This is a genomic window from Micromonospora sp. BS32 (assembly GCF_059089345.1).
In genome coordinates, this window is sequence record NZ_JBSSHR010000011.1 from 175,528 (window position 1) to 189,035 (window position 13,508).

Sequence of the window (13,508 nt, forward strand, 5' to 3'; positions counted from 1 at the left end):
CCGTTGTAGCACCATGTCGGGGTGAACTGGCTCAAGCAATGCCCCCGACGCAGGCCACCGCGGGACGTGGACCCTGAAGCACGGCTGGCTGCCGTCAGTGTTGCGGCGGACGAGGCAGCCACCCGGGGTTGGACTTCCCTGGATCGTCTGGTCGATGTGCTGGCCGACGTCGATGCCACCGACGGCGATGGCCTGGGCCGTGTGGCGCTGGAGTTCCTCGGCGGGCGCCCGAAGGTGGTCGCCCGGTTGGACGAGCATGCCCGCCGGGTGCTGTGGTACTCGTCTTTCCACTCGCCAGTCCTCAACCAGCTGGCCACGCGCCTCCACGAGGGCTCAGCCGGCCCAATTGCTCTCGCACTGGCCAGCACGCACGGCGACGGGCGGGTTCGTGAGACGTCGGTCGCGGCCATGCTCGTGCGGCCGTGTCCAGAGCTGATGCCGTTCCTCGTGCTACGCGCCAGTGACTGGGTCCCCCAAGTACGGGACCGGGCGCGGGCCGGTCTGGCGCTGCTGCTCGCCGGTGACCCCGGCACGTATCTGCCCGCGGCCCTGCCCACCATTCTGCTGCTCGAGCTACGGCAGCGCGGTGGCTTCGCCTACACGCAGGCGCTGGCCGCCCTACTGACCGCGTCCGCCCACATACGGCAGACTCTGGCTTGCTCGCACGACCGAGGGCAGCGGCGATTCGTGTTCGACATCGCGTTGACGCAGGGCTGGCTTAACCTCAACGACCTCGTCGTCACCGCCGAGACAGAGCAGGATGTGCGGATCCGGGCCCGGGCCGCCGAGGCGGCCTGCCGGGAGGCGGTATGGACCCGCCGGGTGGCGATCCTCCAGCGTCTGGCCCATAGCCGACGCGGTGACGTGCGGGCGATCGCGCTGACCGGCCTGGTTCGCATCGGCCACGACGCCGACGTAGCTGGCCACCTCGACGACGACGCCCCGCTGGTACGCGCGGTAGCCCGAGACGCCGCCCGGCGCCTCAACGCCGATCCGGCGGCGTACTATCGCGCCGCGGTCACCGCGCCGACACCACCGGCCGGCGCTATCGCAGGGCTAGCGGAAACCGGATCGGACTCCGACGCCCTGCGGCTAAGGCCATTGCTGGGGCACGCGTCCGCGACGGTCCGCGCCCAGGCGGTACGGGCCCTGCGCCAGATCGACGCCGTCGACGCCAATCAGATGCTTCCGCTGCTACGCGACCCATCACCGGCCGTCGTACGCGAGACGACCACCGCCCTGCGTCCGCCTTACGGCACGGTACCGCCCAGCATGGCGTGGGAGCTGCTGGCCGACGCGCGGGTCGAACTGCGCCGGGCCGGCTACCGCCTCCTGCTTCACCAGGCCACCGCCGTCCGCCTGCGCGCAGCACTGATCCTGGCCGTAGACCCCGACCCGGGACTGGCCCGGCGCGGCCGGGCCGACGTCACCGGCCTCACGCGTCACCACACCCAGGCAGCGTGGCGTCTGACACCGTCGCCCGCGTTGCTCGTCACCGCCGCCGAGCACGCCGAACTAATCGAACTTGCTCAGCGGGCGGCACAAGCCTTGGGCGCCAACACCACGGGGCTTCTCACGGGCTGGCTTGCCAGCATCACTCGAACGGCTCGCTCAGCTTCGTGAACGACGATCTCGGCGTGGCCGGTCAACAACGGCTCATGCGGGCGGATCTCCCTCACGGTCTCGCCCTTGCGTCGCCCGCTCCGATCTTGCTAGCTCGTGGGCTGTGGCCGCTAGCTTGATCTTTAACCCTCCGGCGTGGGCGGGGCCGGCCGGACGTCTTCGGTTTCGTATTCGCCGTGTCACCTTGCAGTGCTGGTAGCGCCGGAAGCGGTGTGGGCATCGTCTGGGGTGGGGTGGCTGTTGCAGCGGTCGACGCCGTATCGGGTCTGGCCGGGAGGGTGTCGCTGTGCTGGCCGGGGCCGGTTGCCCTCCCACCCGCCCAGAGTCGCCAGCTGCGAGGCGCGACAGGTGATCCCGTCAGGTATTGAGGCCGATCGCGGCAGTACCGTGCGCGCCATGATCCGCAAAGCCATGATCGTTCTGCCTCTTCTCGTTCTTCCTACCACCGCTTGCGCGGGCAACACCGATACGCCAGACGCCTCGGCGTCCTCGACATCCGCGGCTCCTTCCGCGACCGCATCGCCCAGTGCCGCCGCCAGCCCGACCGCCCAGGCGCCTGCCGGGCAGGAGGAGCTTCGCCAAGCGGTGGTGGAGTACTCGGACGCCTTCCTCGACGCGAAGCCCACGGTCGCGTACGACCTGTTCTCGGCCAGGTGCAAGGATCGCGTGACCCTCAGCGAGTTCACCGGCATGCTGACGGCGGCCAAGCAGATGTACGGCAAGGCGATGCCGCTGAAGAGTTTCGACGCGCAGATTTCGGGAGACCTGGCGCGAGTGACCTACACGTACGACGTGCCTGCGCTGAACCAGACCAAGGAGCCGTGGGTGCGGGAAGACGGCAAGTGGAAGCAGGACGACTGCTAGATGTAGAACCCGCGCCGAGAGCTCTACTGGTGCCACAGCTTCACGGGCTACTCGCAGCGGTCTTCGGAGCCTCGCCCGTATGGCTCGCAGCAGTCCGGGCGGTGGTGGTACACCCGCAGGTCCCGTCCATGCTTGTGTTCTACCGCGGACGTGATCTCGTATAGGCAGGCCCGCCACAGGACGGTTTCTCCGCCTCCGGGGACGACGTGGCCGTCACCTGGCCCGCCGCGCAGCAGTACGTCCACCTGCTTGACGGTATGTGGTTTCCGGGCAGGGAGTGTGCGGTACGAACGCTGCGCCTCCGACCGCCGCAAGGCTGCTCGGCAGATCCGGCTGCTGCCGGGTTGAGGATGCAAGCCGGTCCCCGTGCCGTTTGACTGGCGCGGGGACCGGCTGGTCGGTGGCCTGCGGCTGGGGCTGCTCCACCTGCGTGTGGCCGTGGCCAGCAGCCGGGCGGCGGCCTCGCCGACCAGTCCATCTTCATCGTCGAGCCCGCTGCCGCGCCATGGGGAGGCCGCGAGCTGTGGACGACGTCGAGGGCTGTGGATAACGCCCTGATCATGCTCTGGATGTGCTAGACGTCGGCGCGAGGTGTTCTGTGAGTCGCGGACCGGGCGCCTTGGCTGGATAGCGGTGTCGGTGGGCGTCAGGGTTGGCGGTCGAGCGGTGGTACGTCGGCCAGGGGCAGGTCGAGGCGCGGGCGTCGGTAGCGGACGAGGTGGCGCCATCGGTGGTGCTCGTAGGCGGTGTCGACCTCGATCTCCGCGGCGACCGCGGGGACGACCGGGGTGTAGGGGAGGGGTTGCGGCCGGTCGAGCTGCCCCGTCCAGGAGGCGGGCAGCGGCTGCGGCCAGGGGTGAGCGGGCCTGCCTGCTGCCGCGATGTGAGGGATGAGCAGGCCGGCCAGCTCTTCGCGCTGAGCAGGCCGCAGAGCGTGGGTGCGGCCGGTATATCGGAGCCGTCCGTTCTCGTCGAGGCGGCCCAGCAGCAGGGACTCCGGGCTGCTGAGACTGGGGGCGACGCCGCCGATGACGGCTTCGGTGGTGCGGTAGGCGCGGTACTTCTGCCAGCCTCGCTTGCCGGGCTCGTAGCGGCTGTCGAGCCGCTTGATCAACAGTCCTTCGATGCCGGCGGCGGTCCAGGTCCGCAGCCACTCGCGGGCCTGACTGACGTCAGTGCTGTGCGGTGACAGGGTGACCTGAGCTGGTGCGCCGGCGAGCAGCGACGTCAGCAGGGCACGTCTCTCGGTGAGCGGCTTGTCCAGCAGCGGCAGGCCGGGCGCGACGCTCAGGAGATCGAAGACCACGTAGTGGGCCGGGTGGCGCCTGGCCAGGGCGTCGCGCTGGGCCCCCGCGGTGACCCGCCGCTGCAACAGGGAAAAGTCGGTCCGTTCGCCTTCCCAGACCACGAGCTCCCCGTCGAGCACCACGCCCGGCGCCACCGCCCGGCCGACGGCCTCGAGGACGTCCGGGAAGTAGGCACCCAGGCTGCGGCCGGCCCGGGACTGCAAATAGACCCCGTCATGCTGGCGAAATGCGAGGGCCCGCCACCCGTCCCACTTCGGCTCGTAGGACAGGCCCTGCCCTTCCGGCACCGTCTCGACGGCTTTCGCCAGCATCGGCGCGACCGGTGGCCGCACCATCCCACCCGTGGCGGCGCCGGCACGCCGGCGGCCAGGGCTCACCGCGAGGCACGCCTTCGACGAACCCGAATCACCCTCACCCCCCGCTTCTCATGGTCGGATCGCACGACGGGCGGGCGCAGGAATATGTCGAATGCTGAATGGCCGTACGACAGCTCTTTACAGGCATGCCGTTCGATCGACATGATCGTTGGTAAGGGTTGCCGTTCACCCCCCAACCAGGAGGCCCGCCATGCCGACCGCCCCTTCCCCTTCCCGCTTGCCCCGCACAAGGCGGCACGCCACCGCGATCGCCGTTGCTGCTCTGGTGGGCGCCATCCTGGCGGGCCTGAACCCGCAGCCAGCGGCGGCCACGCCTCCCGGCATTCCGTCGAAGACGACGGCCCAATCGCAGCTCAACGCCCTGACGGTGGCGGCGCAGGGCTCGACGAGCGGCTACTCGCGGGACCTGTTCCCGCACTGGATCACCATCAGCGGCACCTGCAACACCCGCGAGCAGGTCCTCAAGCGCGACGGCACCTCCGTCGTGGTCGACAGCTCCTGCGCGGCAATCTCCGGACGCTGGTACAGCCCATACGACGGCGCCACCTGGTACGCCGCCTCCGACGTTGACATCGACCACGTCGTGCCCCTGGCCGAGGCGTGGCGCTCCGGCGCCAGCTCGTGGACGACCAGCCGGCGGCAGAGCTTCGCCAACGACCTGACCCACCCGCAGCTGATCGCGGTGACCGACAACGTCAACCAGGCCAAGGGCGACCAAGACCCCTCCACCTGGCAGCCGCCGCTGTCGTCGTACCGGTGCACCTACAGCAAGATGTGGATCACCGTGAAGTACAGCTGGAGCCTGACCCTGCAGTCGTCGGAGAAGTCCGCGCTGCAGGGCATGCTCAACACCTGCAGCGCCTGACCCCCGCAGGTCCGGCCGGCGGCGCCGCCCCTCGGACGCGACCGCCGGCCGGACCCGCAGCCGTCACTGGGGCGGCGACGAGATGGCGTCGCCGGATTGCTTGCGCCAACGACCGCCGGTGTCGGCGGCGAGGAGACGCTGGATCATGGCGAGTGCGTCGGGTTCGGTGTCGAACTCCCACCGCAGCACCCGGCCCGTCTCGGCGTCGCCCGCGCGGGCAACGACCTTCCACCGAATTTCGCGGGTCAACCACACATCCCGGCGGCCCATACGCCCCCAGATGCCATTCCACCAGCGCCCCACCGCATCCTCCACCCGATGATCGTACAAGCGTTCGAATCCCGGTGTCAGGTGAGCTGGCAGCGAGGTCGGCAACCGACGCCCTGGCACCTGCTTAGCTGGCCCCCGGTCTGGTTGGCGTGCCGTGGGCGCTTCCTAGGTGACGGCTTGCCGGGCATTGGCGGGCGGACAACCACGGCCGTCGGGGTGCCTGGTGTTCGGTCGCTCGCTCATCACGGCAACGTCGGCGAAGGGCCACCAGGGCCCGGACATCAGCGCGGCCTCCCTGCAGCCCTCCCAGGCGGAATCCGGGGTGGCGTCGAACACCGCCCGATATGTGTCGATGGCAGCGAGAACGACGAAGTCGGGGTGGAAGTGCCACGCGGGGTCGAAGAACCGGTCATCGAGATCCGGCAGGCAGTACTGCATGACGGCGCGTGCCTCGTCATTTTGGTCAACACTGGTGTGGTGGTCGTACCAGTACCAGACGGGGTGGAGGCCGTAGTCGCGGGCTACCCGGCCGAGCCCGTCCCAGCGCGGCCGCAGGACCCGGTCGTAGGTTTCCCGGACGGCGTGGAGTACCGGTTGCAGGGCGGCCCGCTCGGCTGCCAGGACTGGTGAGCAGCGGTAGGGGTTTTCTCTGAGAGCGTGTTTGAGAGGGACTTGATCAGGTCCAGATGAAGGTGCGCTTCGCCTGCCGTCGGGCTGGTCGGCCGCGGGTGATGCGGCGGGTCATGCCGGCGATGGCGGCCCACCTGACGATGCCTTCGGAGATTTCAGGGTGGCGTTCGTAGTCGCGGGCCAGCCGGCGGCAGGCGGTGAGCCATGCCAGGGTCCGCTCCACGACCCACCTGCGCGGATGTACGGCGAAGCCCCGCTGTTCAGCGGGCTTCCGCACGATCTCCAGCGTGATCTTCAAGGTGTCACGGGTCCAGTCGACGAGACGGCCCGCGAAGCCCTGGTCGGCGAAGACGTGCCGGATCGGGGTGGCCAGATAAGCGCCGAGCAGGGCGCTCTTCGCGCCGTCGCGGTCCTGCCACGACGCGGCCATCACCGCCACGGTGACCAACAGCCCGGTGGTATCGGTAATGATGAACCGCTTCCTGCCGTTGACCTTCTTACCCGCGTCGTAGCCACGCGTCTGCCGCCCAACGGTGTCGGCGCCCTTCACCGACTGCGAGTCGATGATCCCCGCCGACGGCTCCGGATTCCGCCCGTCCTGCACCCGCGCCTTGACCCGCAGCGTGGCCAGCAGGTTCTCGGTCACACCGGCGTCTTCCCAGCGCACGAAGTACCAGTACACCGTCTGCCACGGCGGCAGATCCGCCGGCAGATACCGCCACGGACACCCCGAGCGGACCACATACAAGATCGCGTTGACGATCTCCCGACGAGGATGCTTCTCCCGCCGCCCATCCGTGCTGGGCTCCGGCAACAACCCTTCGATCAACGCCCACTGGGCATCGGTCAGGTCCGACGGGTAACCACGACGAGGCGACGACACCCGGACACCCTCCCGCCTCCGGCGGCCATCGTCACGCCGCCGCACCGTCCACATCCGACCTTCTCAAACACGCACTGAGGTCGTAGCGTTCGTCCATGCCGTCGTAGCGTTGCTCGCCGTAGTAGCCCTTGTCCTCGAAGAAGGAGTGGAAGTGGCCATGTGCGGTGAGCTGTTCGAGGTCGGATGCCTCCTTCCACAGCGGCGCCCGCGCCGCCGAGAGGGCCGTGTTGAGGACGTCGCGCCGCACCTGGCGGACCAGCGGAGTGTGACCGCCGTCGAGGTGTTGCCGGAGTTGCTCGATGGCGTCGGGGAGTGACGCGCACCAAACGAAGCGGGACGGTGCCGTGAGGCCGGCGGCGCGGTAGGCCGCCAGGGCGGCGGCTTCGGCGCGGTCGCGATCGGCGGGAGCGGTCGCTAGAGCAGCCGCAGTCCACGTGGCGACGACGGCATCGGCGGCCGCTGGCGTATGGGCTTGTTCCACGGTTCCATCCAATCCAGACCGGTCAAGACAGCCAAGGTGGTAAAGCGACCAGTGGCGACAGGCACAGCCCACGCGGCTGAGGAGCGCCGGCGACGCTCACAGGGCAAGCTGACAGTGCGGGTTCGATTCCCGTCACCCGCTCCAACGTGAACCCAGGTCAGGACGCGAGTTCCAGCCAGGGCCTCCGACGTTTCGCAGGCTGCGCCCGTTGCCGGTGCCATTAACGTGCCATTAGCCTCCGGTCGGAGGTGAGGAAGCTGGCAGCGAAGCTGACCCGAGACGAGGCGATTGTCCTCGTGGAGCGGATCATGAGGGGCGACTACGCGGACGGCGCTGAGGTGGGCGGGTGGCTGGATCAACTTGACCGAGACCTCGTCTGCCCGGACGGCAGCGTCTCCAGCCTGATCTTCTGGACTAACCCCGAGTTGACGGCCGCTGAGGTGGTTGACCGAGCCTTGGCCTACCAGCCAATCGAGATGCGGTCCACGCCATGGACGGAGCCGGCGCCAGAGGCACGGGTGTGAGCGAGCGCGCCGAGTTCAGCGCAGGGGCCACCGGTACAGCAGCGGCCGCCGTGGTCGAGCGGATGCCGCCACGACGGCTGCCAGAGTTGGTGGTGAAGGTTGATGCCGCCATACATGCGCCCGTCGACTCCGCACACCGCTGCAGCGACGGTATGGACGCCGCTCACACCGTCGGTGTTCGCATCCACGATCTGGCGGACGTACTCAATCAGCTCACGGTCGTCGTCGGTCAGGCCACGCATCGAGGTCCGCAACGGCTGAGGCCACCGACGCGGACCACGAAGAGATACCGATCATGTCAAGCATCTGGTTGAAACCGCCCAGGGCCTGCGTGCTCAGAGCTTGACGACGCCGATCACATTTTCCACCGGCACCGTGCCGTTCTGCGATGAGTCGTTGGCCACGCCTCGGTAGTCGCCGAGGAGGTAGAGCTCTCCCGCCGGCACTGTGATGGGCTCGAACGTCGCCGGGGGCTCGAATTTCGATGCCTTGTTGACGTAGGGCTCGTCCTGCGCGGTGCCGTTACGGATGATCCTGTCCTGAGCGTCGCAGGAGGCGATGGTGTCGCCGGGCACCGCCACCACTCGTAAAATCCGTGGGCGTCCATCGGAATTCCAGCCGTAGCTGTCCGGTGGATCGAACATGACGACGTCGCCCGTGCTCGGCTGGTATTCGCCCGGCTTCACTATCTCGGCGGTGACGGTCGAGCCTTCCGTGATGGTTGGCTCCATCGTGGGGGAGTTGACCTGGTAGCGCTCGTCCCGGGCGTCATCGCCGGGGAACGTGCAGGCTGTCAGGGAAACAATGAGTCCGATCAGGACGACAGTCTTCCGCACGTCCGGATCATGCCAGCTTGCCTCACGGCATGCCGGCCCCGAAGCTGCCGGGACGGTCCCACGCCCGATCGGCCGGCCCCGCTTGTCCGAGCGCGGCTGCGCCAGATCAGCCGGAGCACGACAGGCCAGCTGCTGGGCAGTGGCGTCGCTGTGTGTGTCTAGATATCCCACGTCGCTACCGTGTCGAGCGGCTGCTGACAGTTCCGTCTTAGGGGCGGGCCAGGCGATTGCCTCGTTGTAGGGCTGCTGGTGGCGTAGGCAGCCGTGGAGGATGCCGACGAGCCGATTGGCCAGAGCGTGAAGTGCCTGGTGGTGGGTGTTGCCGCGGGCGCGGTGGGCGTCGTAGTAGGCCCGGGCGCCTGGTGATCGCGCAGCAGGGACCACACGATCTTGCCGGTGGCCGGGCGGATGGTTCCCTAGTGGGCGGGCGCGCCCGCCACGATGCGCGGGCCCCGGCCCCCGCTGGCACCATGCCGCCCGATTCCTTCGGATCCTGCAAGAGGTGCGGCAGCGCCGTGCTGCCGTCCTGCACGGCGACAAGGTTCCACTCTATGCACTCACTTTGCGGGGCGGCATGATGACGGAATGAGACGGCGGTGGGTCCTGTACGGACTCGTATCGGCAACCTTGCTGTCGGCCCTGGTGGGGCTCGGGTTCCGCCTCGAGTGGTGGAAGGTCTTCGCCGACCCCGAGAAGGGCGCATGGCCCTGGGTCGAGGCCGCGAGCTGGATCGTCAGCATGATCACCGGCACTTTGTCGGTGGTCGGCGCCCGCGCCGAGCGGGCGGCCGCCGCGCCCGCTGCCGTCGTGGCGGGGCCGGGGCGGGACAATTCCCTGCTGGACCGGGACACCGAGTACGACCGTCTGCATGGGCTGCTGAGCCAGGACCAGCCCCCGGGCGTGGTGCTGGTGACCGGGCTGGCCGGCTTCGGCAAGACCATGCTCGTGAACACCGTGCTCAAGGACCTGCAGGCGCAGGGCGTTGCCCTGACGGTGCGCCAGCACACAGTCACGGCCGGGATCCGGTTCGACGTCCGGACGCTGATCGGCGACATCGAAGGCAGGGACCGGCCCGCCGAGCTTCACCCGGGTGAGACCCGGCTGGCCCGCCTACGGCTCGCGTTACGGTCGGCGGGGCTGACCCGCATGGTGGTCGTTATCGAGGGCGCGGAGCATTTGGCCGTCCCCGGCGACGCCAGGCGCGTCGACCTGCAGACGGACGAGGCGTTGGAGGCCATCTACCGGCACACGGATCCGCACCGCGCGACGGTCGTCCTCGTCAGCCGGGACATCTTGGAGTCTCCCGCCCGGCGGCTGTGGGCGCAGGAGTCGCCAATCCCCATCGGCAAGCTACCGATGCCTTACTTCAAGACCTTCCTGGAGAATTGCGACTCCCATCTCCTGAGCAAGCTTTCCGAGCCTCGCCGCGAGATGCTGTACGACCGGCTCTCCGGCAATCCGAGGAACGTGCAGCTGATGCTCGCCATCGTGGAGCTCTCCCAGCACGGGCTCGGCATGGACGACCTGCTGGACACAGTCGTCAGGCTCGATCCCCAGGACATGCCGCGACGGCTCGCTGAGATCCTGGTCGAGAACCTCAACGACCTCCATCGCGATGTGATCCAGGCCGTGGCCGCCTTCGGGACACCGATCGACGCCCCGGCCCTCGCTGCGGTGATCGGCCAACCGGCCACCCCGTCGAACGTCATCGCGACCCTGCAGCTGTTCATGAGGCGCGAGCTGGTCCGCATGGTTGACGACAAGTACGCCCTGACACTCATCGATGCCGACTGGTTCATGCCGAAGGACCGGCCCTCGCTACTGCGCCGCGTCGCGGGGGAACTGAAGCGACGGCGGGTGGCCAACCCGCGCTCCCTCACCGACCTGCAAGGCCACTTCGCATACGTCGACGTTCTGCTGGCCGCCCGGCGCTATCCGGTGGCCTTCTCGGCGATGGAACCGACGACCGACGTCCTCAAGCGATGGAACTGCGGCCACCTTCTACTCGCCCAGCGGGAAAAGGTGCGCGGCAAGCTCGACATTTCCGGCCTGGAGATGCTGAACGACAACGAGCTGGGTGACGCATACGCGACCCTCGGGGACTTCGACAAGGCTAACGCCGCCTACGGGCGGGCGTTGGACGAGGCGAACAGGCTCGACAACCCCGAGATACGCGCCGCAGTCCGCTACAACTTCGGGACGTACTACTGGCAGTCCGGGCGCGCCGACCTGGCCTACAACTACTACGAAGAGGCCCGTCAGGAGGCGGAGCAGCATCACCTTCCGACGGTCCTGATGGCCGCGCTGCAAGGACTGGCCGAGTGCCACCGGCGCTGGGGCGAGTACGACCTCGCCTTCGCCCGCGCGGACCGAGTGCTCGCCGAGACTGCGCCGGTCGACCTTCTGTTGCGCGTCGCTCGATGGCGCGTCGAGACGGGTAGCACCGAGCTGGCGGGCGAACTCATCCGGCGTGCCCGAGCGGCTTCACGCGACAGCGAGTGGCACTTGGCCGCCTGCCACGACACCTACGCGGACCTGCTGCTCGCCGAGGGTGATCTCGCCGGAGCCTCCGCCGTTGCGGCCGACGCGTTGGAACAGGCGGTGCAGGCCCACAATCCCGTCGCGGTCCTCCAGGCACGCACCACCCTATGCTGGGCCGCCCTCTACTCCGGCGATCTGGACAAGGCGAGGCAGCACATCGAGGATGCCGAACACTACCGAACGCCCGGCAACGCCCTCGTCGTGCTCGCCCTGAACGCGCTCGTGCATCAGAAGACGGACTCCAGCAAGGCGGCGAAGCTGTTCGAAAAGCTGGCGGACGAGGCCCGGGATCGGATCAAGGACGAGAAGGATCGCGGCGCCCGCGACATGCTGGGGTTCGCCATTTGCGGGCTAACGTCTGAGCCGGACGCCGCGATCGGATACTTCGACACCTCCGAGAGCGGCGCCTCGATTCTGCGGGCGCGGCGGGACCTCCTGGTGAAGCGGCTCGACGAGTACACCCGTCCGGCCGGGCGCCTCAGGCCGGTGCTTGACGCCCTTGCCGACACCCGGTCACGAACCGCGGATTGACGCCGGGAGCCAGCCCAGCTCCTGCGCCCGCAGCACCGCCTGCATCCGGTTCCCCACGCCCATGTCCCGGTAGAGCTGCTTGAGGATGCGGAACATCGCCCGCTCGGAGTAGCCGGCCGCCTCGGCCAGCTCCGCCACCGTGGACCCGGCGGCAAGCCGGCGCAACCACGACAGCCGCTCCTCGGAGAGCATCCGCGGCTCGGCCTGCGGCGCGCCGGTCAGCGCGGCGAGCACCTCGGCGGGCAGGACCGCCTGGCCGTCCGCGGTGGCCTCCACCGTCCGTCGCAGCGCCGCCGGGCCCGAGGCGCGGGCCAGCACCGACCTCGCGCCCAGGTGGACCGCCCGGACCGCGGCGGGGTGCAAATCCTGCAGCACCGCGACCACGCTCGCGGCCGGCTCGTCCCGCAGGCGCACCAGCAGCTCCCAGTCCGGCCCGTCGAGCAGCGTCAGCAGGACGACGACCGGTCGGCGGGAAGCCGCCCACGCGAGCACGTCCTCCGGCGCCTCCACCTGATGGCCGACGGCGGACAGCACCATCGCCGCGCCCTGTCGGAACAGGGGAAGCGGATCGAGGACGGCGACATGCAGCACCGGCAGAGGCTAGACACCCGCGGCCGCAGTAGACAGTTCGACGCGCCCGAACGGCAGGGCGACGCCATCCGGGCGTCGTCACCCTGCCACAAGAGGTCATGGACCCGTATCGGAGGCCGTCCGTAACTTTCGAGGTGGGGACGGCTCACCGGGGAGGCGCCGATGGTTTCCGGACGACATCGTCAAACCGCGGCACATCGGCATCGCAATCGCGGAGCTGACCCCGAACAAGCCGCCCGCGGGGACTGACCGACCACCTCTACGGCCTCGTCGAGGCGTGCGCCGCCGACCGAAAGCTCGACGCCGTGGAGATCAACGAGTGCCTCACCAAGGGCCCCTGCAGAAAGAAGGCGCGCAAGAAAGTGTCCCTCGAGATGGTCCTCTTCGTCCTCGCACAGCGGAAAGGGCCGAGCGTCACGCGCCGGACCCATCCGGGGCGGGGCTGACCAGGGAGGTTCCGATGGTTCCCGACGACATCGTCAAGCCGCCGCACATCAGCAGCGCGATCGCCCGGCTGACGCCGCAGGTCCGGCCCGCGGCCCTCAGCGACAAGATCTACGTCCTCATCATGCAGTGCGCGGCCGAGGATCCGAGTTACGACGCCGTGGAGATCCACGAGTGCCTCACCGCAGGACGATGCAGCGCGAAGACCGTACAAGGTCATGAATTGATCTCGCTGCCCATGGTCCTCTACGTCCTCGCCCAGCAGGCGAATGCCAGAGCGTCCTACCGCCCCGGCCGCGGCTGGTGATGACGTCGTTCAGCCCGGCACCGTCTGCGGCCGGCTAATCGGCACCCCACTGTGCACGCCCGCCCGGCAGTCCACCTCGGCGCGCTGCGTGCCGAAGCGCACCCACCACCCGCCAATCCGTGTCGCCGACCAGGAACACATCCTGTGGCACCCATGGGGCACTGGCGACGGCGAAGTTTCACCGTCGCGGTCGGGGACCTGTCGACCTTCGCCAGCCCTGATCACCTGGCCGCCTACGCAGGTCCGGCGCCGGTGGCCGTGACTCGGGCAAGCGCGTCGCCAACCTGCGCCGGCCGCAGCGTTGGAACCGGCGGCTGCGCCACGTGTTCTACATGTCCTAGCTCAGCACAGTGCGGATGATCGGCCCGAACCGGGACTACTACCAGCGCAAAAGCGTCGAGGGACGCAAGCACCAGCAGGCGTTGATTGCCCTC

Annotated in this window: 14 protein-coding genes and 1 pseudogene; 6 read left to right on the forward strand and 9 right to left on the reverse strand. The window is 68.9% G+C overall.

The features are described from left to right. Positions 1-21 precede the first annotated feature (21 nt). Entirely contained in the window at positions 22-1,623 is a 1,602-nt protein-coding gene (locus AC5RWQ_RS18360; protein ID WP_494283919.1) for a HEAT repeat domain-containing protein, read from the forward strand. Between the two features lie 396 nt (positions 1,624-2,019). Further along, entirely contained in the window at positions 2,020-2,487 is a 468-nt protein-coding gene (locus AC5RWQ_RS18365; protein WP_494283920.1) for a hypothetical protein, read from the forward strand. Between the two features lie 47 nt (positions 2,488-2,534). On the opposite strand, the gene AC5RWQ_RS18370 is transcribed toward AC5RWQ_RS18365, so the two are convergent. Together AC5RWQ_RS18370 and AC5RWQ_RS18375 are read right to left on the reverse strand one after the other, a co-directional pair. Further along, the gene (locus AC5RWQ_RS18370) at positions 2,535-2,732 is read right to left on the reverse strand and encodes a hypothetical protein (RefSeq protein WP_494283921.1); all 198 of its coding nucleotides are present in this window, start codon (positions 2,730-2,732) and stop codon (positions 2,535-2,537) included. A gap of 401 nt (positions 2,733-3,133) precedes the next feature. Next, entirely contained in the window at positions 3,134-4,105 is a 972-nt protein-coding gene (locus tag AC5RWQ_RS18375; RefSeq protein ID WP_494283922.1) for an ATP-dependent DNA ligase, read from the reverse strand. Positions 4,106-4,418: 313 nt separating this feature from the next. Between AC5RWQ_RS18375 and AC5RWQ_RS18380 the strand changes: the two genes are divergently transcribed. Beyond that, a complete protein-coding gene (locus tag AC5RWQ_RS18380) occupies positions 4,419-5,036 on the forward strand; it encodes an HNH endonuclease family protein (protein WP_494283965.1) in 618 nt (205 codons plus the stop codon). Between the two features lie 63 nt (positions 5,037-5,099). Here the strand turns inward: AC5RWQ_RS18380 and AC5RWQ_RS18385 are convergent, their stop codons facing one another. From AC5RWQ_RS18385 to AC5RWQ_RS18400, 4 genes are all read right to left on the reverse strand, one after another. After that, on the reverse strand, positions 5,100-5,351 hold the full coding sequence (locus AC5RWQ_RS18385; RefSeq protein WP_494283923.1) for a hypothetical protein: 252 nt from the start codon (positions 5,349-5,351) through the stop codon (positions 5,100-5,102). 120 nt (positions 5,352-5,471) lie between these two features. Next, positions 5,472-5,744, reverse strand: a complete 273-nt coding sequence (locus AC5RWQ_RS18390) for a DUF6745 domain-containing protein (RefSeq protein WP_494283924.1) — start codon at positions 5,742-5,744, stop codon at positions 5,472-5,474. Between the two features lie 238 nt (positions 5,745-5,982). After that, on the reverse strand, positions 5,983-6,873 hold the full coding sequence (locus AC5RWQ_RS18395) for an IS5 family transposase (protein WP_494283904.1): 891 nt from the start codon (positions 6,871-6,873) through the stop codon (positions 5,983-5,985). After that, positions 6,851-7,300: a hypothetical protein gene (locus AC5RWQ_RS18400; protein WP_494283925.1), complete on the reverse strand. Its 450-nt coding sequence runs from the start codon at positions 7,298-7,300 to the stop codon at positions 6,851-6,853. Before AC5RWQ_RS18400 ends, AC5RWQ_RS18395 begins: the two co-directional genes overlap by 23 nt. Before the next feature lie 248 nt (positions 7,301-7,548). On the opposite strand from AC5RWQ_RS18400, the gene AC5RWQ_RS18405 reads away from it, so the two are divergent. After that, positions 7,549-7,824 (forward strand): bacteriocin immunity protein, encoded by a 276-nt coding sequence (locus tag AC5RWQ_RS18405; protein WP_494283926.1) that lies wholly within the window; start codon positions 7,549-7,551, stop codon positions 7,822-7,824. 335 nt (positions 7,825-8,159) lie between these two features. Here the strand turns inward: AC5RWQ_RS18405 and lepB are convergent, their stop codons facing one another. Further along, the gene (lepB, locus tag AC5RWQ_RS18410; protein WP_494283966.1) at positions 8,160-8,660 is read right to left on the reverse strand and encodes a signal peptidase I; all 501 of its coding nucleotides are present in this window, start codon (positions 8,658-8,660) and stop codon (positions 8,160-8,162) included. 186 nt (positions 8,661-8,846) lie between these two features. Then, positions 8,847-9,026 (reverse strand): annotated as a pseudogene (locus AC5RWQ_RS18415) (IS110 family transposase); the annotation flags it as partial. A gap of 219 nt (positions 9,027-9,245) precedes the next feature. Here AC5RWQ_RS18415 and AC5RWQ_RS18420 point away from each other — a divergent pair. Continuing rightward, complete coding sequence (locus AC5RWQ_RS18420; protein ID WP_494283927.1) at positions 9,246-11,732, forward strand: tetratricopeptide repeat protein; 2,487 nt, start codon at positions 9,246-9,248, stop codon at positions 11,730-11,732. Here AC5RWQ_RS18420 and AC5RWQ_RS18425 read toward each other — a convergent pair. Beyond that, positions 11,715-12,323, reverse strand: a complete 609-nt coding sequence (locus tag AC5RWQ_RS18425) for a helix-turn-helix domain-containing protein (protein ID WP_494283928.1) — start codon at positions 12,321-12,323, stop codon at positions 11,715-11,717. The genes AC5RWQ_RS18420 and AC5RWQ_RS18425 overlap by 18 nt on opposite strands. A 460-nt stretch (positions 12,324-12,783) precedes the next feature. Here AC5RWQ_RS18425 and AC5RWQ_RS18430 point away from each other — a divergent pair, with 460 nt between their 5' ends. Continuing rightward, positions 12,784-13,074, forward strand: a complete 291-nt coding sequence (locus tag AC5RWQ_RS18430) for a hypothetical protein (protein ID WP_494283929.1) — start codon at positions 12,784-12,786, stop codon at positions 13,072-13,074. Positions 13,075-13,508 lie beyond the last annotated feature (434 nt).

Coding starts and splice junctions, on each gene's coding strand:
- AC5RWQ_RS18375 (WP_494283922.1), bottom strand. CDS start 4,105: ATGCTGGCGAAAGCCGTCGAGACGGTGCCGGAAGGGCAGGGCCTGTCC.
- AC5RWQ_RS18390 (WP_494283924.1), bottom strand. CDS start 5,744: ATGCAGTACTGCCTGCCGGATCTCGATGACCGGTTCTTCGACCCCGCG.
- AC5RWQ_RS18430 (WP_494283929.1), top strand. CDS start 12,784: ATGGTTCCCGACGACATCGTCAAGCCGCCGCACATCAGCAGCGCGATC.
- AC5RWQ_RS18395 (WP_494283904.1), bottom strand. CDS start 6,873: ATGTGGACGGTGCGGCGGCGTGACGATGGCCGCCGGAGGCGGGAGGGT.
- AC5RWQ_RS18365 (WP_494283920.1), top strand. CDS start 2,020: ATGATCCGCAAAGCCATGATCGTTCTGCCTCTTCTCGTTCTTCCTACC.
- AC5RWQ_RS18420 (WP_494283927.1), top strand. CDS start 9,246: ATGAGACGGCGGTGGGTCCTGTACGGACTCGTATCGGCAACCTTGCTG.